Source organism: Frigoribacterium sp. Leaf415 (assembly GCF_001424645.1).
GTDB lineage: Bacteria > Actinomycetota > Actinomycetes > Actinomycetales > Microbacteriaceae > Frigoribacterium.
Genome location: NZ_LMQR01000001.1, coordinates 223,263 through 248,963, shown reverse-complemented (window position 1 = coordinate 248,963; position 25,701 = coordinate 223,263). Strand labels below are relative to the sequence as shown.

The window sequence follows — 25,701 nt, the reverse complement described above, 5'->3', positions numbered from 1 at the left end:
GTCGCGGGCGCGTGCGAGACTCGACCGGTGACGACGACGCACGAGACCCTCCGACCGCCCCGACGCGACGAGCGCAACTGGGCCGACAGCTTCAGCTACGGGGCGACCCGGGTCGTGCAGCCGAGCACGGTCGACGAGCTGAGCGAACTCGTCGCCGGGGCTCCACGCATCCGGGCCCTGGGCACGCGCCACTCGTTCAGCGACGTGGCCGACGGCCCGGGCCTGTTGGTGTCGACCACGGCGCTGCCCGCCGACCCGGTGATCGCGGACGACGGGCACAGCGTCACCGTCGGCGCCGGCACGAACTACGCCGTCGTCGCGCAGCACCTCGACCGGCACGGACTCGCCCTGCTGAACATGGGCTCGCTGCCGCACATCTCGGTGGGCGGCGCGATCGCCACCGGCACCCACGGCTCGGGGCTCGCCCTCGGCAGCCTGTCGAGTGCGGTCTCGGCCCTCGAGATCGTCGGGCCCGACGGGTCCGTCCGGACCGTGCGTCGCGGTCAGCCGGGGTTCGACGGCAGCATCGTGGCCCTGGGCGCCCTCGGCGTCGTGGTCCGGGTGACCCTGGACGTGCAGCCCGGGTTCCGCATGCGGCAGGACACCTACGTCGATCTGCCCTGGTCGAGCGTCGACGACCACCTGCTCGACGTCATGGGAGCCGGCTACAGCGTCAGCTTCTTCCACGAGTTCGACCACCGCATCCGCGAGGTGCTCGTCAAGTCGCGCGTGCCCGAGGGCCTCGCCGACGTGTCGATGCCCCGTGACCTGTGGGGCGCCCGCCCCGCCCCGGTCGACGAACACGCCGAGGTCACCGGCACGAAGTCGACTCCGATGGACGGCAGCGTGGGGTCGTGGGCCGACCGGCTGCCGCACTTCCGCATCGACGCCACCCCGTCGGTGGGTTCCGAGTTGCAGAGCGAGCACTTCGTGGCCCTCGAGGACGGCCCGGCCGCCCTCCGCGCCGTGCAACGCCTCGGCGACGAGCTGCGCCCGCACCTCCACACCTGCGAGACCCGCACCGTGGCGGGCGACCCGCTCTGGTTGAGCCCGACGCCGCAGGACAGCCTGGGCATCGCCTTCACCTGGAAGAAGCACCCCGCCGAGGTCGCCGCCCTCGTCCCCCGCGTCGAGGAGGCGCTGGCCCCGTTCACGCCGCGCCCCCACTGGGGCAAGCTGTCGGCCCTGCCCCACGCGGCGATCGTCGAGGCGTACCCCCGGCTGGCCGACTTCGCCGCGCTCGTCCACGAGGTCGACCCCGACGGCAAGTTCGCCGGCCCGGCACTCGAGCGCCTGCTAGCTCAGCCGTAGCGGACGGCCGCCCGACCGAGGGTCTGGCCGAGCGTCAGTAGGACTCGCCGGTGGGGTCGGCCGCGTCGAGGTCGAGCAGCTCGGCACCGCCGACGGGCAGGCCCTGCCAGGTCTGGAGGCGCCAGCCGCGGTCGAGGGTGCCCTCGAGCGTGACGACGCCCGTGTTCTCGAGCAGGTGGTGCCGGATGAACTCGTCGTCGGCGTTGACCGCCCGCGACCCGGCCCAGGCGCGGATGGCCGCGCCGTGGCTGACGGCGGCGACCGTCTCGTGACCGTCGCGTTCGCCCGCGGCGATGAGGTCGGCCAGCGCCTCGTCGTAGCGGGCGAAGAACTCGTGCCCGTCCTCCGAACCGGGCACCCGCGCGCCGAGGTCGCCCGCCGCCCAGGAGAAGACGCAGCCGATGTAGGCCGTGACCGCCTCGGCGTCGCTGCGGCCTTCGAGGTCGCCCGCCTTCACCTCGCGCAGCCCGTCGAGCACCGTCGGTGTCAGCCCCCTGGCCTCGGCCAGAGGAGCCGCGGTGAGCTGCGTGCGCACGAGCGTGCTGACCGCGAGCGCACCGATCGTCTCGTCGGCGAGGGCCGCGGGCAGCGCCTCGGCCTGCCGCCGACCGAGGTCGGTGAGCCCGACGCCGGGGGCGACGGTGCCGAGCTCGCCCTCGACGTTGTCGGGGGTCTGACCGTGGCGGATCAACAACAGGCGCATGATCGTCCAGCCTAGGACGGACCCCCGACACGGGCGGTCGGTCGGTCGGGTAGTCGGGCGGGCGGGCGGGCGACGAACGCGACCCGCGCCTCCTGCATCCTCCGTGCCGAACCCGACCACCGTCGGCCCCGTCGACGTGCCGAACCCGACCACTCCGCCGAGACACGCCGCTCACCTTCGTGCCGTACCGGCATGTCGCGGCGCCTCCGTCGCGATGTGCACAGCTCCCGACCGGCGCCTCCCGGGCACGGTGTGCAGTTGCCGACCCGCGCCTCCTGCACCCCCCGAGCCGAACCCGACCACCGTCGGCCCCGTCGACGTGCCGAACCCGACACCTCTCCCCAGACACGCCGCTCACCTCCGTGCCGCACCGGCATGTCGCGGCGCCACTGTCGCGAAATGCACAGCGCGCGGGGGGCGGGCGCGAAGAGGCGGGGAGGCGGGGGTCGAGGAGGCGCGGTGCGGCCGGGCGGTCAGGCGTCGGGCCAGAGGCGGCCGGCGTCCACGACGACGTCGGCCCGGGCGCGGGTGGCCCGGACGAGCCGGGCGTTCGCCTCGTCGGGGCCGGCGGCCCAGGCCTCGGCCGCCTCGAGCGTCATGCCGAAGCGGACGTGACGGGCGACGAGCCAGCGGCGTCGGAGTTCGGCCGGGGTGTCGACGAACCACACCTCGTCGAACGCCGACCGCACCTCGGGCCACGGCGCGAGCTCGGCCAGCAGGTAGTTCCCCTCGCTGACCACGACCTCGACGGACGGGTCGACCTCCACCGCGCCGCCGATCGACTCCTCGACGCCTCGGACGTACTCGGGTGCCCACACCGTCGTCGCCCGGGACCGCAACCGGTGGAGCAGGGCGAGGTAACCGTCGGCGTCGAAGGTGTCGATGGCTCCCTTGCGGTCGAGGCGATCGAGTCGGGCGAGCGTGGCACCGGCGAGGTGGAAACCGTCCATGGGGACGACGACGGGGCGCACCCCGACCCGCGTGAGGCCCTCGACGACGGCCGCGGCCGCCGTGCTCTTCCCGCCACCGGGCTCACCCGCGACGCCGATCAGGGTGCGGACGGGCGTCGGGACCGACCCGGTGGCCGAGGCGAGGTCCGCGGCGGAGCCGAACCGCGCCTCCTGCGTCCGGGCGTGGACCGCCAGGGCCCGGGCGACGAGCTCGTCGACCGAGCCGAGCGGCGTGCCGGTCACTCGGGGCGGCCGGCCGAGCCGGGACGGGTGCCCGCGTCGTCGCCGACGTCGGCGGTGCGCAGCTCGGTCAGGGCGGCCTCGCGGCGCGACCGGCGCCAGGCGAGCAGGGCGTGCAGGGCGATCGGCACGACCGACAGCGCGACGAGCACGACGGCGAGCACGTCGATGTGGTCGCGGATGAACGGGATGCCGCCGAGCAGCGAGCCGAGCACCGTCATGCCCACGGCCCAGAGGAAGGCGCCGGTCACGTTGAAGAGCAGGAACTTGGGGTACCGGTAGCCCGCGGTCCCGGCCGCCAGCGGGACGTAGGTGCGGACGATCGGCACGAACCGACCGAGGATCAGGCTCGTGCCGCCGTACTTGGCGAAGAAGGCCTCGGCGCGCTCGAGGTAGGCCGTCTTCAGGATGCGCGCGTCGTCCTTGAAGAGGCGGCGGCCGAAGCGGTTGCCGAGGAAGTAGCCCACCTGGTCGCCCAGCACCGCGGCGACGAACGCGCAGAGCGCGATCACCCAGACCTGCAGCCCCAGTGCCTCGTGCAGCACGCCGGCGGTGAAGAGCAGCGAGTCGCCGGGCAGGAAGGGGAACAGCACGCCCGACTCGATGAAGACCATCAGCGAGATGCCGGCGAGGGCCCAGGGACCCAGGGCGGGCAGCAGCTCGTCCGGGTTGAAGAGGACGAACCCCCCGCCGGTCGAGGCGGGCAGGGCGGCGAGCAGGGTGTCGGCGATCACGAGGGACGACTGTAACGGGTCGACCCCGGGACGAGGCGTCCACCGAGCGGACCATGCCGTCATCCGCAGGTCTCGGCCGGGCGGGGGATGCCCCCGGACACACCGCGCCCCTAGCCTGGGGCGATGCGGACACCCCTCAGCATGCCGACGACAGGACGCACGCGATGATCGAAGCCCGGAACCTCACCAAGATCTACGGAGACAAGCGCGCGCTCGACGACGCCACCTTCACGGTCCGCCCCGGTCTCGTGACCGGGTTCCTCGGCCCGAACGGCGCCGGCAAGTCCACCACCATGCGCATGATCGTGGGGCTCGACCGCCCCACCAGCGGCAGCGTCACGGTCAACGGCAAGCGGTTCGCCGACCACGCCGCCCCGCTGCACGAGGTCGGCGTCCTGCTCGACGCCAAGGCCGTGCACACCGGTCGCAGCGCGCACGACCACCTGCTGGCCATGGGCGCCACCCACGGCATCGGCAAGAAGCGCGTCGACGAGGTGATCGCCCTGACCGGCCTCGAATCGGTCGCGAAGAAGCGCGTCGGCGGGTTCTCGCTCGGCATGGGCCAGCGCCTCGGCATCGCCGCCGCGCTGCTCGGCGACCCGGCCACCGTCATCCTCGACGAGCCCGTCAACGGCCTCGACCCCGAGGGCGTCGTCTGGGTGCGTACCCTGGCCCGCTTCCTCGCGAGCGAGGGCCGCACCGTGTTCCTCTCGTCTCACCTGATGAGCGAGATGGCGCAGACCGCCGACCACCTCATCGTGCTCGGGCGTGGCAAGGTGCTCGCCGACTCCCCCATCTCGGACGTCATCTCGCAGGCCTCGGGCGACGCCGTCCGCGTCCGCAGCCCGCACGCCGACCACCTCGTCTCGCTGCTGCAGGGGCCCGACGTCGCCGTCACGGCCGTCGAGCCAGGCGTCGTCGAGCTGCGGGGCATCACCGCCGAGCGGGTCGGCGACCTCGCCGCCACGTCCGGCGTCGTGCTCCACGAGCTCACCCCGCTGGTCCGCTCCCTCGAGGACGCGTACATGACCCTCACGCAGGACTCCGTCGAATACCACGCAGGAGGCGCGGCGCGAGGCAGCCACGTCGCCCCCGACACGCAGACCCCCCAGGGAGCGACCCGATGACCGCCACGACCCCCACCCGTCACCGCGACCGGTCGGCCCGCCCGACCTCGAAGCTCACCTTCGGCGGCGTGCTGCACAGCGAGGTCATCAAGCTGCGCACGCTGCGCTCGACCTGGTGGTGCCTGTCGATCATGGTCGTCATCATCGTGGGCTTCGGCGCCCTCTTCGCCCTGAGCGCGGGCCTGTTCCAGGCCGGTCAGGCCAGCACCGAGCAACAGCAGCAGATCGTCGCCCAGTCGGTCTCGGTCGGGGTGGTCTTCGGCCAGCTCGTGGCATCGATCCTGGGTGTCCTGGTGATCACCGGCGAGTTCGGCACGGGCATGATCCGGTCGACCTTCTCGACGGTGCCCAAGCGCCTGCCCGCGGTGATCGCCAAGCTCGTGGTCATCGCGGTGACGCTCTTCGTGGTGTCGCTGGTCGCGCTCGTCCTGACGCTGCTGATCAACAGCGCGATCCTGCCGTCGAACGACATCACCGTCGACTTCGGCGACGGCGCCCTCTGGCGCAGCGTGCTCGGCGCCGCGGCGTCGATCGCCTTCACCGGCATGATCGCCTTCTCGCTCGGCGCGATCATCCGCAACGGTGCCGGTGCCATCGCGGCAGCGGTCGGGCTGGTCTTCGTGCTGCCGATCATCGTGCAGATCTTCACGGCGTTCGTCGACGCCGCCTGGGTCTACACGCTGGCCGAGATCATCCCGCCGAACGCCGCCGCCCGGCTCTACGACTACGTCGTCTCGGGCCAGTCGGCGATGACGCTGCCGAGCCCCGACGGAGCCCTCGTCCTCGAACCGTGGAGCGCCCTGCTGGTGCTCATCGCGTGGGTCGTGGTGCTCTTCGGCCTCGCGCTCGCGCTCGTGAAGCGACGCGACGTCTGACCGACCCGCACCGCGCCTCCTCGGGGTGACGGCGGGACGTTCGTGACGGATCGGGAAGAACCGGACCGTCTCGTACGTTCGGTCGCACAGGCACACCCGCCGTCACCTCCGAGGAGCCCCATTTGAGCATCGACCCCTCTCCCCCGACGACCGTCGGCGACAGCCGAGCCGGCGACGGCCGATCCGGCGACACCGCGACAGCGGGCGCCGACGGCGACCAGGCCGGCACCGAGGCCCGCAACAAGCTCGTCATCGGGCTGCTGCTCGTCTCCGCCTTCGTGGTGATCCTCAACGAGACGATCATGGGCGTCGCCCTGCCGAGCCTCACGCGCGACCTCGACATCACCGTCACGGCCGGCCAGTGGCTGACCACGGGCTTCATGCTCACCATGGCCGTGGTCATCCCGATCACGGGCTTCCTGCTGCAGCGCTTCAACACCCGCCCGGTGTTCATCGCCGCGATGAGCCTGTTCAGCCTGGGAACGGCGATCTCGGCGATCGCTCCCGGCTTCGGCGTGCTGCTGCTCGGACGCGTCGTGCAGGCCTCGGGCACCGCGATCATGATGCCGCTGCTGATGACCACCGTGCTCACCCTCGTGCCACCGGCCACGCGCGGCCGCACGATGGGCAACATCTCGATCGTCATCTCGGTCGCCCCGGCCATCGGTCCGACGATCTCGGGCGTCATCCTGAGCGTGCTCGAGTGGCGCTTCATGTTCATCCTCGTCCTGCCGATCGCCCTCGCCGCGCTCGCGCTGGGCGCCGCCCGGGTCAAGAACGTCACCACACCGAAGAAGGTGCCGCTCGACGTCACCTCGGTGATCCTGTCGGCCTTCGCCTTCGGTGGCATCGTCTTCGGGCTCAGCTCGATCGGCGAGGGAGCCGAGGCCGCCGTGCCCGCCTGGGTGCCGCTCGCCGTCGGCGTCGTCGCCCTCGTCGCGTTCGTGCTGCGTCAGCGCTCGCTGCAGCGTCGCGACCGCGCCCTGCTCGACCTGCGCACGTTCTCGTCGCGCACCTTCACGATCTCGGCGTCGGTGCTCGGCGTCGGCATGATCGCCCTCTTCGGCACCCTGATCGTGCTGCCGATCTACCTGCAGAACGTGCACGGCCTCGACCCGCTCGCCACCGGACTCCTGTTGCTGCCCGGCGGTCTCGTCCAGGGACTGCTGTCGCCCGTCGTGGGACGCCTGTTCGACAAGTACGGCCCGACCGTGCTGCTCGTGCCCGGCACCACCCTCGTCAGCGCCGTGCTGTGGTTCATGTCGACGGTGTCCGAGTCCACGCCGATCCCGATGGTGCTCGGCGCCCACGTCGCCCTCAGCATCGGCCTGGCCTTCATGTTCACGCCGCTGTTCACGTCGGGCCTCGGGTCGCTGCCGTCCCACCTGTACTCGCACGGCAGCGCCATCGTCGGCACGGTGCAGCAGCTGGCCGGCGCCGCCGGCACGGCCGTGTTCGTCACGGTGATGACCCTCGCCGCCACCGCGGCCGCCAGCCAGTCGGGCGCCGGAGCCGCCGCGACCGGAGCCGGCGTGCGCGCCGCGTTCCTGGTCGGGGCGATCATCTCGGTGTTCGCCGTCGTGGGGTCGTTCTTCGTGCGGCGCCCGCCGGTCGTCGAGGGCGCCGAGCCGGTCGTCGCGCACTAGCCTGCCGGGTCGCGGCCGCGCGCCGGTCGTCGCACACGAGCCCGCCGGGTCGCGGCCGCGCGCCGGTCGTCGCGCACKAGCCCGCCGGGTCGCGGCCGCGCGAGGCGGTCGCGCGCACGAGCCCGCCGGGTCGCGGCCGCGCGAGGCGGTCGCGCGCCGCGCGTGGCGGTCGCGCGCCGCGCATGGCGGTCGCGTGGCGCGCGTGGCGCGTGGCGGTCGCGCGTCCCGCGTCCCGCGTCCCGCGTCAGCGTCCCGCGTCAGCGCCCCGCGTCAGCGCCCGGCGTCGCGAGTTGCGAGTCCCGCGCCGCGTGTCGTGGATGTCGAACTGCCGATGGTCGGTACCTCCCACTCCGGGGTGGCACCGACCATCGGCAGTTGATCGTCGTGTCAGTCGGCCGTGAGGTCGCCGACCGTGGCGTCGCCGACGGGCGTCCACGGGCGGTTCCGCGCAAGCGACGGCGCGACGGCACCGGCAGTGTGGTCTCCGCCACCCGCGCCTCCTCGACCCCCGCGGCTGCGGGTAACTCCTGCCCGGGGGTGCGCCCCGCGTCCACGTCCCTGCCCTCTCGGCCCGCGCCTCCCCAGGAGTCCTGAGTTCCCGACACGCGCCTCCTCGGGTTGCCTGATTCCTCGACGTGCGCGCCGACCCGGACACGGGCTTCGAGCGCGAGTAGCGTCCGTGCACGTGCAGATCATGCAGAGTTGCAGACTGCGCACTCGTCGTCACGTACCACCGGGAGGCCGACCCATGACCAGCTCACCCACCACCTCGTCGAGCGGCGCCTCGGGTGGAGGCACCCGCAGCCTCGTCCCGGCCCGGATGGACCGTCTGCCGTGGACGAGGTTCCACTGGTCGATCGTCGTGGGCCTGGGGTTCTCGTGGGTGCTCGACGGGCTCGAGATCCAGATCGTCGCGTCGGCGGGGTTCCAGGCCGACCTGGGGCTCACCGCGGCCGAGGTCGGTCTGCTGGGCACGATCTACCTCGTCGGCCAGGTCTTCGGGGCCTTGATCTTCGGACGCATGGCCGACAGCCTCGGGCGAAAGAAGCTGTTCATCCTGACCCTGGCGATCTACCTCGTGGCGAGCGCCATCGCCGGCCTGTCGCCGAACTTCGTCTTCCTGGCCGTGTTCCGGTTCTTCGCCGGGGCGGGCATCGGCGGGGAGTACGCCGCCATCAACTCGGCGATCGACGAGCTCATCCCGTCGAAGTACCGGGGCCGAGTCGACATCGCCATCAACGGGACGTACTGGGGCGGCGCGGCCCTCGGGGCGACGGCCAACATCTTCCTGCTGAACCCCGACCTGTTCGCCGAGAACGTCGGCTGGCGCATCGGGTTCTTCATCGGCCCGGTGCTCGGGCTCGCGATCATCTACCTGCGCCGCCACATCCCCGAGAGCCCGCGGTGGCTGATGACGCACGGACGCGAGAAAGAGGCCGAGGCGACCGTCGACGACATCGAGGCCCGGGTCGAACGCGACAAGGGCACGGACCACCTCGAGCCCGTGTCGGACGACCAGGCCATCGAGGTGGTCGCCGCAGGGCGGATCGGGTTCGGGACCATCATCCGGACCCTGGTACACGACTACCCGAAGCGCACCTTCGTCGGCGCCGCGATGATGATCACGCAGTCGTTCCTGTACAACGCGATCTTCTTCACCTACGCGCTCGTGCTGCAGAACTTCTACGGCACGAGCCCCAGCAGCACGCAGTACTTCTTCCTGATCTTCGCCGTGGGCAACCTGCTCGGACCGCTCGTGCTGGGCCCGCTGTTCGACAGCTGGGGTCGGCGTCAGATGATCTTCCTGACGTACGCCGTGTCGGCCGCCGTGCTGGCCGTGTCGGCGATCCTCTTCCAGGCGGACGTGCTGAACGCCGCGACGCAGACCGCGTTCTGGAGCGTCTCGTTCTTCTTCGCCTCGGCGGGGGCGTCGTCGGCGTACCTGACGGTGAGCGAGATCTTCCCGCTCGAACTCAGGAGCCAGGTGATCGGGTACTTCTTCGCGCTCGGCCAGATCGTCGGTGCCGTGGCTCCCAGCCTTTACGGCGCCCTCATCGGCGACGGCAGCGACCGAGGGCCCTTGACCGGTGGGTACTTCCTGGGCGCCGGCGTCATGTTGGTCGGCGGTGTCATCGCGCTGATCTTCGGCGTCGACGCGGCTCGCAAGTCGCTCGAGACGATCACCACGCCCCTCTCGGTCGTCCCTTCGTCGAAGGAGTCGCCGCGGCGCTGACGTGGCCGGGCTGGGCCGGGCCGGGCTGGGCCGGGCTGGGCTGGGCCGGGCTGGGCCGGGCCGGGCCGGGCCGGGCTGGGCCGGGCTGGGCCGGGCCGGGCCGGGCCGGGCCGGGCCGGGCTGGGCCGAGCCGGGCTGGGCCGGGCCGGGCCGGGCCGGGCCGGGCCGGGCATGGCGGGCGGGGCGGGGCCGGCTGCCCTCCAGATCACCCCGTCGGCAATTCCTGACCGGTGAGCCTTCGAGGAACCGCCAGCCGCCAGAGTCTGCGGCCCCGGGGCCCGAGCACCCGCGGCAATGAGGAGTTGCCGGCATCCTCGACCGGTCGCGGACCGCCGGCAGTGTGGACCAGTGCGTCGATCGCCTCGGCCGTCGACCGCCACCTGTCCCGCACCATATCGGCGCTCGCCCGGAACGGGACCCGACCGTCACGGGCGATGTCGGCGTCCTTGACCCGATCCTCGTGGAAGCGCCGCTCGTGGTGTGCTCGTCCGTCGGTCTCGAAGCCGATGATCCCGTCGACCACCATGTCGATGATCTTGCTCGTCCCCTCGATGGGAACCTGACGCACGACATGGCGTCCTGCGCGCCGAAGTCTCGTTCCGGCGGCGCTCTCGAGGATGCTCTCCGCGCCTCCTTCGCTCCATGCGACGAGGCCGGCAGCGTCCGCCCTCTTCCGGGACAGCACCTCGGCGGCGTCGTCATCGTCGTGGACGATGCCCTCATCCCTCGCCCAGTCGACGAGGATCACCGCGTCTTCGAAAGTTCGCGCCTCGACGACTGCCCGAGCCAGGGCGTCGCGAGGATCGACCGCCCATGTCGAACCCCGGCCGCTCAGCTCGACAGGGTCCCACACGACTCGGACCCCTCGACGCCTCCGGAGGCGCGAGGCCGTCTCGGGCACCGACACCGTGACTGGTGGTCGGCGCGCCGACCACGACCACGCGCCGAGCAGGTGGAGGGCGGATGCACCCGTGAGCCGGCCACCGACGGCCACAGCGATGTAGCGGGGGTCGTGGGTCGGCCACGTGGAGTACCACCCCCGCCGAGGTCTGCTCACGCTGCGGGATCGAACGGCGGCGGTGAGATGTCGGTCCGTCGCCCCGTGGGCGACCAGGTCGCGTTTGTGGAGTAGCCCTCCGGCGGACGAGACCAGTTCGGCGATGGTGGTCATGTCCACGAGCGTGTCCGAGTCTCGGTCACCGTCTCGTTCGGGTGCCTCGTGCCGGGGACTGACGGCGGGTCCAGCCCGTTGGGGACGAGCCGTCTTCGACCGATCGCGACTTTCTCCAGCCGAGGCCGCCCGGTCGTCGCGAACTCCTGCCGCCTGCCGAGCCCGAGCGCGGTGCCCAGGTTCCGGCAGGTCGGCACTGCCCTGGGACAGGAGTTGCCCACGCAGCTGGTGCTGTGTCGGGAACTCCTGCATCGGGCTCGTGCTTCGTAGCCAGGCAGCGACGTGACTTCGTCCCGGCAGCGACAGACAGGAGTTGCCACCCGGGGCCGGAGGGTGGCGGCGGCGGTGTGCAGGATGCACGGGACGACGAGCCGGAGGCGGGGCAGGGCGGGGCGGACAGGGCGGGGCGGGAGGCGCGGGGCGGGACGAGATGGGACGGGACGGGAAGAGACGGGACGGGAAGAGAGAGGGCGGGGCGGGACGAGACGGGACGGGACGGGTAAGAGACAGGACGGGACGGGACGGGACGGGACGGGACGGGACGGGACAGGGACGGGACAGGGATGGGGACGGGAGGGGGACGGGGACGGGACGGGACGGGACGGGACGGGACGGAGATCAGGAGATCGAGACCGCGGGAGGCATGCGCGCGAGGTCGGCGCCGATGCCGATGTCGACGAGCACGATGCGCCCGGCCCGCTCCGCGCCCGGGCTCACGAGCAGCCCGACCTTGTGGCCACCGAACGTGACGGTGACGTCCGCCGGCAGCACGAAGGCCGGATCGGGGAGCGCCCCGTCGTCCACTCCGATGCCGCTCGGGACGTCGACGGCGACCACGCGAGGCGTAGGCGCCGAAGGAGCGCCCGCCGAGGCTGCACCTCCGCCCGGGTGCGACCCCGCATCCGTGCCTGCGACCGTCCCCGGCACCGGAGCCGCACCCCGCGTCGCACCCGCGACCACCGGCAGCACCGCCCGGACCACGCGCAGCGCGTCCCCCCTCAGCCCCACACCGTTCGACCCCGTCCCCACCAGCCCGTCGAGCACCACGTCGTACCCGGGCAGAGCTGCCGCCACGACCGCGGGATCGCACCACGCTTCGACGTCGTCGAGGACGACCCCTGCCGCGAGCGCCGCGGCCAGGGCGGCCTCGTGCATCCGCGACCCCACCGGCACCACGGTCACCGCGCCGCCCTGCGGCACGAGTTCGCGGGCGAGCGACTCCCCGGCGTAGAGCGTGTCACCCCCGTTGTTGCCGCTGCCGACGAGCAGCAGGACCCGACCCGCACGACCGTCCCGAGAACGTGAGGAGGCGCGCACCATGTCGCGCACGACGTCCGCGAGTCCGTCGGCAGCTCGCCGCATCAGAGGTTCCCCCGACTCCAGGTGCGGGCGCTCCGCCTCACGGATCTGCGCCGCCGTCCATGCCTCGACCATGCGCCCAGCCTCCTCCCCTCCCCCGCCGGAGGACCGGGCCTGCGCAGCCGCGGCCCCTCCGCCGAGCCGAGAGCCCCGGCCACCCGGACGGCTCCATCGGGCACGACGCCGGACCTGCCCGCACGGCACCGACCGGGTCGGCAACTCCTGTGCCGCGATGCCGCCAGGGTCGGCGGTGTCGCTCTCGGCAGGCACAGGCGGCGTCGAGGAGGAGTTGCCGACACCCAACGCAGCGCGCAGAACGTACGCAGCGCACGCAGCGCACGCAGCGCGCAGAACGAGCAGAACGAGCGCAGCGAGCACTACGACCACAACCTGCACGAGGTGCACGGCGCTGCCAGACTGTCGGGATGCGTGCGACCACCCCGAACCCCGTCGACGGCACCGAGATCGCCTACGAGGTGGACGGCGAGGGCCCGCCCCTGCTGCTCGTGCACGGCTCGGGCCTCTCGCGCGGCACCTGGCGGGGCCTCGGCTACCTGCGCGACCTGCAGCGCGACTTCACGGTGGTCGCCCTCGACATGCGCGGCCACGGCAAGAGCGGCAAGCCCCACGACTCCGAGTCGTACGCGATGGACCTGCACCGCGGTGACGTCGGTGCCGTGCTGGACGCGACCGGCCTCGAGCCCGCGCACTACGTCGGTTACTCGTTCGGCGCCCGCATCGGGCTGTCGATCGCGGCGCACGAGCCCGAGCGCCTCCGCACACTGACCACGATCGGTGGCAGCTGGGCCCCGATGAACGGCAACATCGGCGCGACCTTCACGCCCGACTGGCACGACGCCCTGACGACGGGCGGCATGGCCCGCTTCGTCGATCGCTGGGGCGAGACGATCGGCCGTCCGATCGACCCCGAGACCCGTCTGGCCTTCATGCAGGACGATCCGATCGCCCTGGCCGCCTTCTTCACCGCGGCCGAGACGGGTGGCGGCCTCACGATCCCCCAGCTCGACTCGGTCGAGGTCCCCACGCTGCTGCTGGCCGGCACGCGCGACGTCGACCGCCACCGCGAGTCGCAAGAGGCCGCCCGCCGCATGCCCGCCGCCGTCTTCTACTCGCTCGTCGGCCAGGACCACGCCTCGTCGCTCCTGCCCGTCGACCAGGTGACCGACCTGCTGCGCACCTTCCTCGAGACCGTCGACGCCTGACCCCGCCCCGCCCGGGTCGTCGACCAGGAGGCGCGGCACCAGAACACATGACACCCCGGGAGGCGCGGCGCCAGAACGCAGGGCGCCCCGGGACGACCCCCGGCGCGCGCCCGTGCGCGGCGGCTGCGAGAATGTACGCACCATGGGCATCAGTCGGCGAGCGTTCTTGACGGGATCGGTCTCGGGGGCCGCGATCCTCGTGCTGTCCGCCTGCACGACCGGGTCCCCCGCGCCGACGGCCAGCCCCACCCCGTCCGCCAACACGCCGACCCCCACCCCGACGCCGACGCCGACCGAGTCCGGCACGGTCGTCCCCGCCGCCTTCCGCCGCAGCTCGTGGACCGACGACCCTTACTCGCTCGGGGCAACGAGCCACCTCACCCCCGGCACGTCCGACGCCGACCGCCGGTTGCTCGGCACCCCGCTCGACGACCGCCTCTTCTTCGCCGGTGAGGCCGTCGCCTCGACGATGGGCGGCACGGTCTACGGTGCCCGCCAGTCGGGCTTCGACGTCGCGGCACAGGTCGCCGAGGTCGCCGGGGCCGACGAGCGCATCGCCGTGATCGGCGCCGGCATCGCGGGGGCGACCGCGGCGCGTTCCCTGGTCGAGCGCGGCTACGACGTCGTCGTCGTCGAGGCCCGCGGACGGGTCGGCGGCCGGGTGCACAGCGTGCACGACGACGACTGGCCCTACCCGGTCGAGCTCGGCGTCGGTCTGCTCGAGGGCCCCGAGTCGGTGGCCCTCCAGGCCGCACTCGCCCTCGCCCGCGTCCGGACCCGACCGCTCGACGACAGCGTCGAGGTGCGGACGTCCGACGGCGCGGTCGACTCGCTCGGCGACGTCGCCGACCGTCTCGGCCACGCCGCGTCCTGGGCCGACGCTCGTTCCACCACGACCGACGCCGACTCCGGCACGAGTGTCGCCGACGCCCTCGCCGGGTCCGGGGCCGACCAGGCCTCGGCCCTGCCCGGACCCGACGGCGTCTCGGACGCCGACCGCCTCGCCCTCGTGCTCGACGACCTCCTCCCGGCTCGCTGGGGCGCCGAGGCCGACGACCTCGCCGCCTCCACCCTCGGCGACGACCCCGCGCGCGACCTGCTGCCCACCGGCGCCTCCGTGGTGACGGGTGGCCTGTCGGGCTTCGTCGCGGGCCTGCTCGACGGCCTGGACGTCCTCCGCGACAGCAACGTCGTCCGTGTGCAGTACGGCGACCAGGGCGTGGGGCTGAGGCTCGCCACGGGCGAGTCGCTCTCGGTCGACCGCGCCGTGTCGACGATCCCCCTGGGTGTGCTGAAGACCGGCGTCCCCGAGTTCTCACCCGAACTGCCGTCCACCCACGCGGACGCGATCGAGGCCCTCGGCGTCGGCACGCGCGAGGTGCTGTGGCTGCGCTTCGACGAGGCCTTCTGGTCCACCCAGGCCACGGTCTGGGCCGTGCTCGACGACGACGCGCCCTACCGGCTCTTCGTCAACCTGATGCCGGCCACGGGAGCCCCCGTGCTGGTCGCGCTGACGGGCGGCGACGCGGCGACCGAGGTCGACGCCCTCGACGACGACGCGGCGGTGGCGGCGGCCATGCAGAGCCTGGCGCCCTACCTCGACCTTGTGGCCGCCGGGTCCCCCGCGCCCACCGACGAGCCGACGGCCGACCCGACGTCCTGACCCGCGCCTCCTGGTCCCTCGACGGCAGGAGGCGCGGTCCGCGTCGTCGACGCCGCCCCGCCACCCTGCCGCGCCCGTGCGTGCGGCCGCACGTGGCTGAGCGCGACGAGTGCGACGAGCACGCCGACGATCGTGCCCAGCGCGATGCCGTTGTAGAGCAGGAACTCGCCCGGCCAGGTCACCTGGGCCGGGTCGAGGAAGAAGTACGGGTACCAGCCGACGTCGGCCCCGCGGACGATCGTGAACACGCCCCACACGAGCGGGAAGACGAGCACGACCGACAGCACCCGCCAGCGCACCCGCGGCCGGTCGGGCCCGAGCACCCAGTCCACGAGCACGAACGTCGGGATCACGAAGTGCAGCAGCTGGCTCGACCAGGGCACCTCGATGCGGTAGTTGTGGCTGGCCGACTCGGCGACGATGATGCCGAACACGATGCCCGACACGATGACGTAGGTGCTGACCAGGGCGTGCACCCCCGCGAACCAGCCGGGTTCCTGGCGCCCGCGCAGCAGCAGGACCCCCGCGATCGCGAGCACGACGACGTTCGCCATGTTGCTCTGCTGGGTGAAGTAGCTGAAGTAGTTGATCGAGCTGAAGGTGCTGAACCCGAGCACGTAGACGAAGTCGGCGACGAGGGCGACGACGCCGACGGCGGCCGCGAGCAGGCGTAGGACGCCGACGATCCGTCGCACCGTGTCACGCCCTCCGGATCTGGTCGGCTGTGGTCTGGGGAAACGTCGATCGTACTAGGCGCCCACCGGACGCCCGACGTGACGAGGCCGGGCCCGCACGTCGTCACGACGCACGGGCCCGGCCTCGGTGCCTCGGCGTCGCACCGCAGTGCGACACCGTGCCGATCAGGGGATCAGCTGGGGATGTAGTTGAACTCGTCCGGGTTCGGGCCGGTGCGCTCGTCCTTGTTGAGGGAGGTGATGGCGGCCACGTCGGCGTCGGTCAGCTCGAAGTCGAACAGGTCGAAGTTCTCTTCCACGCGCGACCGGGTGACCGACTTGGGGAAGACGATGTCGCCTCGCTGGATGTGCCAGCGCAGCGTGACCTGGGCGGTCGACTTGCCGACGCGCTCCGCGATCTCGGTGATCGTCTCGTCCTTCAGCACGCCGCCCTGGGCGATGGGCGACCACGCCTCGGTGTGGATGCCCTTCGAGACGCCGAACTCACGCAGCGCGTCTTGGGTCAGGTACGGGTGCACCTCGATCTGGTTGACGACCGGCACGACCGAACCCTCGTCGAGGATGCGCTCGAGGTGGGGCTGCTGGAAGTTCGAGACGCCGATCGACTTCGCGCGACCGCTGGCGTGGATCTCTTCCAGGGCCTTCCAGGTCTCGACGTAGTCGACGTCGATGCCGGGCAGCGGCCAGTGGATGAGGAACAGGTCGACGTAGTCCTGCTTGAGGGCGTCGAGCGTGCCGTCGAACGCCTTCAGCGCGTCGTCACGCTTGTGGAAGCCGTTGTTGAGCTTCGAGGTGACGAAGATCTCGCTGCGGTCGATGCCGCTCTCGGCGATCGCCTCGCCGACGCCCGCCTCGTTGCCGTACATCTCGGCGGTGTCGATGTGGCGGTAGCCGACCTCGAACGCGGTGAGGGTGGCGTCCTTCGTCTCGGCCGGGTCGACCTGGTAGACGCCGAACCCGAGCTGGGGGATCTGGATTCCGTTGTTCAGGGTGATGGTGGGGATCGTGGTCATGTGTAGAGCCAACCACTCACCCCCGTCACTTCTTCCGAGGAAGCACTGGTGCGCGTACCCCGGGCGTGTTACTGTAGTGAGTCGCTTGGGTCTCTCTTCTCACAGAGTCCCCGTGCGGTGCCGACCGAGTCCACACCGGTGCACCGCCCGAAAAGCCTCGCGAGACGACCTCGCCGGATGCGCACGATGACCACCGATCATCGTTGCCCTACTACTCCGGCCGCCGTCACCGCAGGCCCGACCACCGCCGTCAGGCGGACCACGAGCGCCCAGCCGGCGCCTCGTGCCACGGATTCTGTCGCAACACAGAGCACCCATCGAAATCGAGCATCATGAACGACATCATCAGCATCACCGGCACGGTCACGACCGCGCCCACCCTGACCACCGCCCGCCTCGTCGAGTTCGTCGTCGTCGACGACCGCGGCACCGAGTTCGCCGTCCGCGCCTGGCGCGACGACGTCACCGCCGCCGTGCGCGTCGGTGCGTCCGTCGTCGTCGACGGCGCCGCCGGCTGGGTCATCCCCGGCCGCAGCTGGCGTCACGAGCCGAGCCGCACGATCGTGCAGGCCTCCTCGGTCGAGGCTCGCGAGCTCGCCCTCGCGGCCTAGTTCGCAGCGCCTACGGGCGCGACGACCCGAGGAGGCGCGGTGAGGCTGTGAGCCGCACCGCGCCTCCTGCGGTCCCCGGCACCACGACGACGGGCCCGGCCACCGAGAGGTGACCGGGCCCGTCGTTCGCTGTTCGGGGCGGCGGGGTCAGAGACCCTGGGCGCGGACCAGGATCGGCCGGTGGTCGCTCACGCCGGCCGGGAGGGTGACGACGTCCTCGATCTTGAGGTCGTAGCTCGTCGCGAAGTCGAAGTGACCCTTGACGTACTTGTAGCCGAGGTAGGTCGGGGTCGAGCTGCGGGTCAGCACGAAGCCGTCGCGCTCGATGTGCTTGCGCAGACCGCCGTGGAACCACGGGTAGTTGAAGTCGCCCACCATCAGCATCGGCACGCCCGGCGCCAGCGCACGCATCAGGCGGTGCGCCGACTCGACCTGCTTCTTGCGCAGGGCGTTCGTGGCCGTGAGCGGGGCGGCGTGGAACGAACCGATCAGCACGTCACGTCCGCTCTGCCGGTCGGCCAGGTGCATGGCCAGCAGTCGCTCGTGCGCCGGCGACATGACGCGGTCGTGCATCGACTTCTTCAACGCGTAGACGTTCGTCCCCAGCAACTCGAACCGGGAGCGGCGGTAGTAGGCGGCCAGCCCGAGACGGTTGTTGTGCGTCGACGCCGCGAGGGCGAACTCGCCGAACTCGTCGGGGATGTCCTTGGTGTCGGCCTCTTGCAGGCAGAGCACGTCGGCGTCGTTGTCCTCGGCGAGCGACCGGATCTCGCCCTTGGCCGTGTGCTCGCGCAGGTTGTAGCTGACGACGCGCATCGTGTGTCCGTTGTGTTCTGTCACGACTAGCGAACCTAGTCCACGTCTGTTTCGGGCATGTGCAGGTTGGACGAACGGGGGGTGCCGGGTGCGGCGGACGTGACGCCCGCCGCACCCGGCACCCCCGTCGAACGGCTACTCGCCGCGGAGGGTGCGGTCGGCGTCACCGGTGATCGCTGCGCGGGCCGCGCGGCGACGGGTGGAGACGACGAGCGCGGCACCGAGCAGGGTGAGCAGGGCGGCCAGCGCGACGGGGCCGGCCAGCTCGGCTCCGGTGAAAGCGAGACCGGTCGTCGCTGCTGCGGTGGCGGGTCGAGGCGTCGACACGGCCGGAGCGGATGCGGCCGGGGTGGCGGGACCCGCCACGGGAGCGGCGAGGGCGGCGGGGTTCGTCGTGGGCGAGGTCGACGGCGTGGTGGACGTTCCGGCCGCGGCGACCCGGGCGAACCAGGCGTTCGAGGCGGACACGGCCTGGCCGGACTCGATGCCACGGGCCGTCACGGTGCCGACGTCGTGGTGGTCGACGTCACCGGCCGTGACGCCCGCCAGAGCGGCGGTGCAGTCGAAGGAGGCTCCGACCGCGAACGGGCCGGCCCACGTGACGCCGGTCGACGGGCCGCCGAGGGGCGAGAAGTCGCAGCTGAGATCCGTGACGGTCCCGTTGGCGACGACGAGGTCGCTCACGGCGACGGCGGCGAGGGGATCGGCACCCGTGTTCGTGACACGGTAGGCGAGCACGGACGTGCCCTCGGCACCCAGGACGACTGCGGCGTCGGCGGTGTCCGCCGCGTTGCCCGCGGCGTCACCTTTGGTGATCGTGACGGCGGGGACCGGGACGTCACCGCTGCCGATGCCGCCGGCCGAGGCCTGGGTCTTCGAGGCGCTGACCCGGCTGTTCGCGGCCACACCCGCCCGCACGGTCGACGCGGTGGCGACGTTGGTGAAGGTCTGCGGTGCGGTGGCGGTGCCCGTGGGAGCGGGCAGGCTCACGGCGACGGCGGCACGGTACTGCGCGGAGCCGGCCTGCGAGCCCCACGAGACGGTGTAGCCGGCGGGCGTGCAGGCGAAGGAGGTCGGCGTGACGGCGACCGGAGCGGCGAGGGTGCCGTCGGTCTTCGTACGGATCTCGGTGAAGGTCGCGGTGTCGCAGTCGTACGACCACGCCTGCCCGGCCGGGACCGAGTCGCTGACGGAGGCCGAGTCGAAGGGGCCCATGGGCGTGTTGACGCTCCAGACGAGGAAGTCCTCGGCCGTGAGACGTCCCTGGTCGACGCCGGTGTAGGTGCCGAACTTCGTCACGACGTCCGAGCCGCGCAACGTGCCGGTGGGGGTGACGACGGTGGTGAAGGAGTTCCCGCCCCCCGCGGTCGAGGTGAAGGGCGTGGGTGAGCCGGACGGCGTCGTGGACGAGTCGAAGTCGGAGCGGACGAACGCCGACCCGCTCGTGTTGAGGTGGGCCTCGGCGTAGGCCGTCATGGTGAAGGTGACGACGAAGGGCTTGGTCCGGGTGACGGTGGCGTCGGCCACGACCGCGTCGGTCGCGGGGTCACGCAGCGCGAATCCCACCGGCAGGTTCTTGAGGTGGTCGCTGAGGGTCAGCCGGAACGTGTCGCCCTTCTTGGTCCCGTTGGGGACCTTCCAGGCGATCTCGGTCGTGAGTTGCTCTCCCTGGCGGGGGGTCGTCGGCGAGACGGTCACGGACGTGATGGCACCCGAGATCTCCTTCGCCTGGGCGGAGATCGCAGGACCCGTGAGGGCGGCCGTGCCGGCCAGGGCGAGGGTGGCGAGCAGCGCAGCGGACAGGCGCAGGGCCCTCCGCCCGCGACGGGGAGACCCCGCGAGGGTGAGCGAGTGCATGGTGGTGCCTTTTTCGGGTGGGGTAGACGCGCGCCTCGACCTGCTCCCCCGGCGCCGTGTTCGGGTACGGCGCCGGGGTCGGGTGAACAGGGATCGTCACGACTCGGGTGACACCCAAAGTAGGGCCGGGGTGCTGACAGTGTCCACCATTCGGGGGACAGATCACCCGGACGAGGAACGGGCGACGCCGGGGGTCCCCCGAGCCACCCGATGCGGGGGACGACCGGCCCGCGACGGGGGACGACCATCCCCGGGGGCACGGCCCACGGCCCACGGTGTTCGGCGTGCTGGCAACTCCTGCCTCGTGCCGCACCGCGGGCCGGGACACCCGGGCGGACGAGCCACGCCGCAGCACCGGGCAGGAGTTGCCGACACGGACGCCGCAGCGCCGGCAACTCCTGCCTCCCGCCCCGGCACCGACCCCGACACGCGCCTCCACGCCCGACGCCGCACTGCCAGGCAGGAGTTGCCGACACGGACGCCGCAGCACGGGGCAGGAGTTGCCGACACGGACGCCGCAGCACGGGGCAGGAGTTGCCGACACGAGCGGCCGGGCGTCGCGGGACGGGGCGGGTGCGGGGACGGGGACGGGGACGGGGACGGGACGAGGCGGGGACGGGAGGAGGCGGTGGTCGCCTTCGCGGGGAAGGTGACCACCGCCTCCGGGTGGGTCAGGCCGTCAGGCCGCGGGTGCTAGCCGCGCCACGGGAACCAGCCGTGGAAGAGGTCGCCGAGGGCGTTCCAGATCCACTGCAGGATGTCGCCGAGGCTCCAGCCGCCGGGGTGGCCCGGCTGACCAGGCCCGGGGCCCGGCTCGGTGGGCGTGGGCGTCTCGGGCTCCTCGCCCGAGGCGACCGTGAGGTAGGTGACCTGCCCGGTGTCGCCGTACGCGACGCGACCGAGGAAGGTCTGCTCGTAGGGCAGGCCGGTCCAGGACGCGGTCAGCGTCGCCGTCTCGCCCAGTCCGGCCGAGAGGGTGGCCGGGTCGACCGTGAGGCCTCCGACGGCCGCCGCCGGATCGAGCAGGTACGAGGTCAACGTGTAGTCGAGCTGCCCGGCCCCGCTGTAGAAGTCGACCAGCAGGACGTACTCGCCCGCCGCGGGGGCGTCGAGGTCGATCTGCTCGTCCGCCGAACCCGTCGCCGAGGAGGCCGCGAGCTGGTCGGGCGCACCGTCGGCACCGGCCGTGTAGAGCAGCAGGTCGAGGTCCGCGGTGTCGTCGGCGCTGTCGAGCACGAAGCGCGCGTGGGTGGTGCCCTCGGCGATCGTGACCGGCGTCTCGGCCGCCGCGGCGCCCGCCGTGCCCGAACCGGTCGTGACCTGCCCGGCGGCGAGGCCCTCGGTCGTGAGCGGCAGCTCGAGAGCGTCGCCGGCCGTGACGTCGAACGCCGTCTCGCCCGTGGCGCCCTCGCCGGCCACCTCGGCCGGGGCCTGCAGCTGGACGGGTCGGACGGCGAGCGGGCTGCGCACGTCGTGGGTCCCGTCGGACCAGGTGAGGTAGCCGGTGGCGAACTGGTCGAGCGCGGCCGTCGTGCGGGTGAAGGTGACCGTGTAGTCCTGCTTCTCGCCCGCGGCGCCGAACGTCAACGTCGTGGGTTCGACCGTGGCCGTGACGCCGTCCATCTCGATCGGGGCGGCCGTGTAGGTGCCCGCCTCGGTCGAGGTGACGGTGCGCGTGACCTGTGCGGTGCCGGCCAACGAGCCGACGCTGATCGACGCGAGGTTGAGCGACGAGTCGGTGCCCTCGACGGTGTCGATCGAGTCGACGTAGGCCTGCCAGTCGGCCGGTCCGTTCTCGTAGAGCAGCCCGGGTTCCAGGAACGCGGTCGGGTCGACGTGCCCGGCGCCCTGGGCGAAGACGTCCTGGCTCGGAGCGCCGTCCTCGCCGACGAGGTCGTAGGCGGTCGTCATCATGGCCGACTTGACCTCGTCTGGGGTCCAGTCGGGGTGCACGCCCTTCGAGAGGTAGAGCGCGGCCAGACCGGCGATGTGCGGGGACGACATCGACGTCCCCGAGAGGAACTCGTACGTGCCGGGCTCACCCTGCGCGTTGGCGCCGTCGGCGAGGATCGCCACGCCGGGGGCCGAGATGTCGGGCTTCAGCAGGTTGCCGCCGTCGGCCGTCACCGGGCCGCGCGACGAGAAGCCGGCGATCTGCGGGGTGGCGGGCTCGGGCAGGGCGCCCGGGTTGCCGTCGAGCAGGGTGACGGTGGCGCCCTCGGCGTCGGCGTACGCGTGGATCGCGTCGTAGTCGTCCGCGTTGAGGTGGACGGTGGGCACGGCGTGCTCGTCGAGGTCGACCGAGCTGCTCGTCGGGTTGACGAGCACCATGCCGATGCCGCCGGCGCGCTCGACCTCGGCCGACTTGGCCGTGCGGTCGTAGACGCCGCGGTCGCAGAGCACGATGGTGCCGGCCGCCTTCGCGGGGTCGAGGGTGTCCGGGGCGCAGAGGGTCACCGCGGTGGCGTCGGCGCCGGCGGCCGCGACGGCGGTCGACGAGACGAAGTCGCCCGTCAGGCCGTCGGTGCCGGTCGGCACGGTGATCGAGCCACCCAGGTAGTCGGTGCCGTCGGCGGTCTGCACCGTCGCGCTGTAGCTGGGGATCGTCGACGCCGCGACCGTGGTGATCCACGGTGCCGCGTTGTCGGCGGTCGTCGCGGTCGGGCCGTCGTTGCCGGCCGAGGCCGCCACGAAGACGCCGGCCGAAGCCGCGCCGAGGAAGGCCTGGTCGGTGGCCGAGAAGGTGCTCGTGGCCCCGCCTCCGCCGATCGAGTAGTTGATGACGTCGACGCCGTCGGTGACCGCGGCCTCGATGGCGGCGATCAGGTCGAGCGTGGCGCAGCCGTCGTCGTCGGTGGCGACGCGGTCGGGGCCGTCCCAGCAGACCTTGTAGGCGGCGATCTTGGCGGCCGGGGCGACGCCCGAGACGGTGCCGAACGAGCGGTCGCCGATGGTGGCCTCGACGTCGGCGTTGCCCGCGGCGGTCGACGCCGTGTGCGAACCGTGCCCGTTGCCGTCACGGGGTGAGAGGTACTCGCCCTGCTCCTCGGTGCCGATGTTGCCGACGCCGAAGCCGTCGACGAAGTAGCGCGCACCGATCAGCTTCGTGTTGCAGTCGCCCGCGTCGAACTGCACGCCGGTCTGGCACACGCCGGTGAAGGTGCCGCCGTCGCCCTTGGCGAAGACGGTCCGGTCGCCGTCGAGGTGGGGCTCGGTGTCGCTGGCCGACCCCAGGGGGTCACCGGCGAACGAGGCGTTGCCCGCCGCGATGCCCGAGTCGATGATGCCGACGACGACCCCCTCGCCGGCCTTCTCGCGCCCGCCGACGGCGTCCCAGACGCCGCCGTTCCCCTCGGCGTCGCCGAGGCCGAGGAACTCGGTCGAGGGCGTGGCCTGCAGCTTGAGCAGCTCGTTCTTCGAGACGGCGGCGACCGAGGGGTCGCTCGCGAGCTTCGCGGCCTGGGCGGCCGTGAGGTCGGCCGCGAACGCGTTGGTGGTGATGGCGTAGCTCGCCTCGACGGTCGCGCCGGCCGCCGCCGCGACGTCCTGCTGGACGCCCTTCAGGTGCTCGGCGTAGTCCTGCACGGGGGCACTCTGCGCGTCCAGGTCGCTGCCCTCGGGCACGGCGGTGCGGGCGAGGCCCGGCTGGCCGCCCTCGTAGGTCGCGGCCGCCGGCTCACGCAGCGTGACGATGTACTTGCCGTCGGCGAACTGGCTGTCGCCCACGACGGCCGGGCCGTCCGCGGCGTAGGAGGCGGTGGCCGGCACCGCGACGAGGCCCGCGGCGACGACGCCGGTGGCCAACAGGGTAGCGAAGCCGCCACGGAGGCGGGTGCGGGGCGGAGCGGTCGGCCTGCGTCGGCCGGATGGTGTGATCACGGATCGCCTTTCGATGCACGCCGTGCGGAGCGTGCTGTCGGGGGTGCGCCGCAGCCCCGGGCCGCGGTCGATCCATAAGAACTACCTGTGAATGTGCGTGACCCTCTAGTGGGGGACATGGCCGAAACCGGCCAGTGACCGGCTTCGGCCAGAGAGTTCACACGAGGAGGCACGGGTGGGGCACCGACGCCGTCCCCCCTTCGGCGGACGGTCGCCTCGCCGCGCCCCGCTACGGTCTCGTCAGCCCGAGCCGCGCCGCCGCCCACGCGGTCCCCGTGCCGAGCCCGCGCGACGCCGTGGCCCAGTCGTGGCCGCTCCGGGGTAGCACCTCGCGGGTCACGTCCATGCCCGCGGCCCGGGCGGCCGCCGAGACGACGGGCATCACGGGCCCGTAGCGCGAGTCGGTCCCGCCGACCGCGAAGAACCCGGCGCTGTCGGCGTAGGGGGCTCGTGCGGCCAGCACGGCGAGCGGCTGGGCCGCGGCGTAGGCCGCCCGGTCGCCGCCGAAGCCGCGCTCCACCGTCGCCCGCGCTCCCCCGTCGAGCCGCGGGCCGATCTGGCCCGAGACGTCGACGAACGAGGCGAACAGCTCGGGGTGCCCCGCCGCCAGCTGGAGCGAGCAGGTGCCGCCCTGCGAGAAGCCCGAGACCGCCCACGCCCGGCCGGGTGCCTGGACCGCGAGGTGGCTCGTGATCCACCGGGGCACGTCGGCCGTCAGGTAGGTCTCGCTGTGACCGAGCGGGCCGTCGACGCACATCGGGTTGTTCGTCGGTCGTTCGAGCTGGTCGGGCATGACGACGATCGGCGCGAGGCCGTCGTGCGCGCGGGCGAGGGCGTCGAGCGTCTCGACCATCCGCCCGGCGTCGACGAGGTTCTCGGGGGCTGCGCCCGGGCCTTGTCCGGACAGGACGACGTCGACGGGCAGGGGCGGCGGATCGGCCACGAGGGCGGCGGGCGGCAGGTAGACGAGGGCGTCCCGCGCGTCGAAGCGGGACACGGTGCCCGGGATGGCCACGCTGCCGAGCCGGCCCCGTGACGGCAGGTCGGCGGGTGCCCGCCAGGTGCGTCCCAGGTCGGGGGCGGCCGGGGTCGACGTCCGGCCGGCCCGCACCGCCGCCGTCTGCGCGGCCGGGACGACGAGCGCCGGGACGTCCGAGATGCCGAGCAACGCCCCCACGGTCGGGAAGAGCCCGCCGTCCCGGTTGATCGCGAGTCCGGTGGCGAGGGCCATGACGACGACCGTCGACGCGGCGAGGACCCGGCGGCCGGCGCCTCCGCGGATCACGGCGACCACGGCCGTGCCGACGACCACCAGCAGGGCCCCGACCCAGAGTCGGTCGACCCAGGTGGGCGAGACGTCGAGGACGTCCTCGACGTCTCCGAGCCACCAGGTGACCATCGCGCCGAGCCCGGCCCCCAGGGCGGCGGCTCCGGCGATCCACCGCCACCAGGTGCGTGCCCGGCGTGGGCGACGCAGCGTCAGGGCCACGAGCGCGCCCGCCACGGCGTAGACGGCGGCCAGGGTGCCGGCCGACACCAGGGAGAGCCTCAACACGACGGCTCGGGTCGGCGCAGATCGGTCACGTCCGGGACGC

The 25,701-nt window shown here is 72.7% G+C and carries 19 protein-coding genes; 8 read left to right on the top strand and 11 right to left on the bottom strand.

Annotation, left to right across the window (positions count from 1 at the left end; all coding sequences use genetic code 11):
* Positions 1-27 precede the first annotated feature (27 nt).
* Positions 28-1,311, top strand: a complete 1,284-nt coding sequence (locus ASG28_RS01175) for an FAD-binding protein (RefSeq protein ID WP_055971086.1) — start codon at positions 28-30, stop codon at positions 1,309-1,311.
* 34 nt (positions 1,312-1,345) lie between these two features.
* Here ASG28_RS01175 and ASG28_RS01170 read toward each other — a convergent pair whose 3' ends face one another.
* The 3 genes from ASG28_RS01170 to ASG28_RS01160 form a co-directional block, all read right to left on the bottom strand.
* Entirely contained in the window at positions 1,346-2,014 is a 669-nt protein-coding gene (locus tag ASG28_RS01170) for a histidine phosphatase family protein (protein WP_055971083.1), read from the bottom strand.
* A gap of 473 nt (positions 2,015-2,487) precedes the next feature.
* Positions 2,488-3,207 carry a nucleoside/nucleotide kinase family protein gene (locus tag ASG28_RS01165; protein WP_082454201.1) on the bottom strand — a complete coding sequence of 240 codons (720 nt, stop codon included), beginning with the start codon at positions 3,205-3,207 and terminating at the stop codon, positions 2,488-2,490.
* Positions 3,204-3,938: a DedA family protein gene (locus ASG28_RS01160; RefSeq protein ID WP_235477458.1), complete on the bottom strand. Its 735-nt coding sequence runs from the start codon at positions 3,936-3,938 to the stop codon at positions 3,204-3,206. Before ASG28_RS01160 ends, ASG28_RS01165 begins: the two co-directional genes overlap by 4 nt.
* Before the next feature lie 164 nt (positions 3,939-4,102).
* On the opposite strand from ASG28_RS01160, the gene ASG28_RS01155 reads away from it, so the two are divergent.
* From ASG28_RS01155 to ASG28_RS01140, 4 genes are all read left to right on the top strand, one after another.
* Positions 4,103-5,065, top strand: coding sequence for an ABC transporter ATP-binding protein (locus ASG28_RS01155; protein ID WP_055971080.1), 963 nt, complete (start codon positions 4,103-4,105; stop codon positions 5,063-5,065).
* The gene (locus ASG28_RS01150; RefSeq protein WP_055971077.1) at positions 5,062-5,940 is read left to right on the top strand and encodes an ABC transporter permease subunit; all 879 of its coding nucleotides are present in this window, start codon (positions 5,062-5,064) and stop codon (positions 5,938-5,940) included. The genes ASG28_RS01155 and ASG28_RS01150 overlap by 4 nt, the downstream gene beginning before the upstream one ends.
* A gap of 122 nt (positions 5,941-6,062) precedes the next feature.
* Positions 6,063-7,586: a DHA2 family efflux MFS transporter permease subunit gene (locus tag ASG28_RS01145; RefSeq protein WP_369814135.1), complete on the top strand. Its 1,524-nt coding sequence runs from the start codon at positions 6,063-6,065 to the stop codon at positions 7,584-7,586.
* Between the two features lie 748 nt (positions 7,587-8,334).
* Entirely contained in the window at positions 8,335-9,819 is a 1,485-nt protein-coding gene (locus ASG28_RS01140) for an MFS transporter (protein WP_055971074.1), read from the top strand.
* 205 nt (positions 9,820-10,024) lie between these two features.
* Here the strand turns inward: ASG28_RS01140 and ASG28_RS01135 are convergent, their stop codons facing one another.
* Together ASG28_RS01135 and ASG28_RS01130 are read right to left on the bottom strand one after the other, a co-directional pair.
* A complete protein-coding gene (locus tag ASG28_RS01135) occupies positions 10,025-10,990 on the bottom strand; it encodes a glycyl-tRNA synthetase (protein WP_157485601.1) in 966 nt (321 codons plus the stop codon).
* Positions 10,991-11,608: 618 nt separating this feature from the next.
* Entirely contained in the window at positions 11,609-12,352 is a 744-nt protein-coding gene (locus ASG28_RS01130; RefSeq protein ID WP_235477457.1) for an NAD(P)H-hydrate epimerase, read from the bottom strand.
* A gap of 422 nt (positions 12,353-12,774) precedes the next feature.
* Here ASG28_RS01130 and ASG28_RS01125 point away from each other — a divergent pair, with 422 nt between their 5' ends.
* Complete coding sequence (locus ASG28_RS01125) at positions 12,775-13,572, top strand: alpha/beta fold hydrolase (protein WP_055971065.1); 798 nt, start codon at positions 12,775-12,777, stop codon at positions 13,570-13,572.
* 142 nt (positions 13,573-13,714) lie between these two features.
* A complete protein-coding gene (locus ASG28_RS01120; protein ID WP_055971062.1) occupies positions 13,715-15,235 on the top strand; it encodes a flavin monoamine oxidase family protein in 1,521 nt (506 codons plus the stop codon).
* On the opposite strand, the gene ASG28_RS01115 is transcribed toward ASG28_RS01120, so the two are convergent.
* Entirely contained in the window at positions 15,166-15,930 is a 765-nt protein-coding gene (locus ASG28_RS01115; RefSeq protein ID WP_055971059.1) for a Pr6Pr family membrane protein, read from the bottom strand. The genes ASG28_RS01120 and ASG28_RS01115 overlap by 70 nt on opposite strands.
* 173 nt (positions 15,931-16,103) lie before the next feature.
* Positions 16,104-16,943 carry an aldo/keto reductase gene (locus tag ASG28_RS01110; RefSeq protein WP_055971057.1) on the bottom strand — a complete coding sequence of 280 codons (840 nt, stop codon included), beginning with the start codon at positions 16,941-16,943 and terminating at the stop codon, positions 16,104-16,106.
* Between the two features lie 332 nt (positions 16,944-17,275).
* Here ASG28_RS01110 and ASG28_RS01105 point away from each other — a divergent pair, with 332 nt between their 5' ends.
* Positions 17,276-17,554, top strand: a complete 279-nt coding sequence (locus tag ASG28_RS01105) for a hypothetical protein (protein WP_043596376.1) — start codon at positions 17,276-17,278, stop codon at positions 17,552-17,554.
* Between the two features lie 147 nt (positions 17,555-17,701).
* On the opposite strand, the gene ASG28_RS01100 is transcribed toward ASG28_RS01105, so the two are convergent.
* From ASG28_RS01100 to ASG28_RS01085, 4 genes are all read right to left on the bottom strand, one after another.
* Positions 17,702-18,394, bottom strand: a complete 693-nt coding sequence (locus tag ASG28_RS01100) for an endonuclease/exonuclease/phosphatase family protein (RefSeq protein ID WP_326937849.1) — start codon at positions 18,392-18,394, stop codon at positions 17,702-17,704.
* A 111-nt stretch (positions 18,395-18,505) separates the two neighbouring features.
* Positions 18,506-20,227 (bottom strand): Ig-like domain-containing protein, encoded by a 1,722-nt coding sequence (locus ASG28_RS01095; RefSeq protein ID WP_055971053.1) that lies wholly within the window; start codon positions 20,225-20,227, stop codon positions 18,506-18,508.
* 693 nt (positions 20,228-20,920) lie between these two features.
* Complete coding sequence (locus ASG28_RS01090) at positions 20,921-24,106, bottom strand: S8 family serine peptidase (protein WP_082454197.1); 3,186 nt, start codon at positions 24,104-24,106, stop codon at positions 20,921-20,923.
* Positions 24,107-24,335: 229 nt separating this feature from the next.
* A complete protein-coding gene (locus ASG28_RS01085; protein ID WP_055971048.1) occupies positions 24,336-25,643 on the bottom strand; it encodes an alpha/beta hydrolase in 1,308 nt (435 codons plus the stop codon).
* Positions 25,644-25,701 lie beyond the last annotated feature (58 nt).

What these genes read in the sequence shown, in the direction of transcription:
- ASG28_RS01130 (WP_235477457.1), bottom strand. Translation starts at nt 12,352, where the DNA reads ATGCGGCGAGCTGCCGACGGACTCGCGGACGTCGTGCGCGACATGGTG.
- ASG28_RS01140 (WP_055971074.1), top strand. Translation starts at nt 8,335, where the DNA reads ATGACCAGCTCACCCACCACCTCGTCGAGCGGCGCCTCGGGTGGAGGC.
- ASG28_RS01150 (WP_055971077.1), top strand. Translation starts at nt 5,062, where the DNA reads ATGACCGCCACGACCCCCACCCGTCACCGCGACCGGTCGGCCCGCCCG.
- ASG28_RS01110 (WP_055971057.1), bottom strand. Translation starts at nt 16,943, where the DNA reads ATGACCACGATCCCCACCATCACCCTGAACAACGGAATCCAGATCCCC.
- ASG28_RS01135 (WP_157485601.1), bottom strand. Translation starts at nt 10,990, where the DNA reads ATGACCACCATCGCCGAACTGGTCTCGTCCGCCGGAGGGCTACTCCAC.
- ASG28_RS01170 (WP_055971083.1), bottom strand. Translation starts at nt 2,014, where the DNA reads ATGCGCCTGTTGTTGATCCGCCACGGTCAGACCCCCGACAACGTCGAG.
- ASG28_RS01095 (WP_055971053.1), bottom strand. Translation starts at nt 20,227, where the DNA reads ATGCACTCGCTCACCCTCGCGGGGTCTCCCCGTCGCGGGCGGAGGGCC.
- ASG28_RS01155 (WP_055971080.1), top strand. Translation starts at nt 4,103, where the DNA reads ATGATCGAAGCCCGGAACCTCACCAAGATCTACGGAGACAAGCGCGCG.
- ASG28_RS01120 (WP_055971062.1), top strand. Translation starts at nt 13,715, where the DNA reads ATGGGCATCAGTCGGCGAGCGTTCTTGACGGGATCGGTCTCGGGGGCC.
- ASG28_RS01125 (WP_055971065.1), top strand. Translation starts at nt 12,775, where the DNA reads ATGCGTGCGACCACCCCGAACCCCGTCGACGGCACCGAGATCGCCTAC.
- ASG28_RS01105 (WP_043596376.1), top strand. Translation starts at nt 17,276, where the DNA reads ATGAACGACATCATCAGCATCACCGGCACGGTCACGACCGCGCCCACC.